The organism is Alishewanella sp. HH-ZS (genome assembly GCF_001704375.1).
Classification (GTDB): Bacteria; Pseudomonadota; Gammaproteobacteria; order Enterobacterales; family Alteromonadaceae; genus Alishewanella; species Alishewanella aestuarii.
Map to the genome: position 1 here is coordinate 1 of NZ_LZEJ01000105.1, position 544 is coordinate 544.

Below are 544 nucleotides of genomic sequence, written 5' to 3' on the forward strand. Positions count from 1 at the left end.
ACACTCATGCGGGAGCCCTGGGTTATTACCGAATAAAAACCAATCATCAAGACAATACCGGATAAAATTTCCATAACTGTCTGCATAACTAAGGTCATCATAAAAGTGTATTGCTATATTTTTTGAGCAATACATCCACCACTTCTGTTGCCTCTTTTAAATCTGCGCCTGTGATTTTGCGATAAAGCCTGATGGCTTTTAGCCGATGACCGTTTCTTATGGCATTGTGCACTTCAACAGGCACACAAGTAGTATCGTTAAACTCAATACCCGCATGCTTGATAAGCGCGTTTATTTTGACTTCTAAGAAGCGAATTCTCTGCCGATACTCATCAAGCTGCATATATAGATAAAAGCCTATAAAAATCAGCACAGGAACAAACAATCCAAAATATTCAGCCAAACCATTTCCTCCTTAAAGTACATAATGTACGCCTAAACAAGTAGCAAATTATTGTGAGTCCTGCTGACGTAGGCGCAGTATGCTGGCGTTTGTTATGTAGTTCCATTTATTTCCTGAGTGTTCGGCGACAATTAGGATGAC

Annotated in this window: 1 protein-coding gene; it reads right to left on the reverse strand. The window is 39.7% G+C overall.

Annotated elements, in window-relative coordinates; genetic code table 11:
• Positions 1–97: 97 nt before the first annotated feature.
• On the reverse strand, positions 98–403 hold the full coding sequence (locus A9165_RS16475) for a hypothetical protein (RefSeq protein ID WP_065956682.1): 306 nt from the start codon (positions 401–403) through the stop codon (positions 98–100).
• Positions 404–544: the final 141 nt, after the last annotated feature.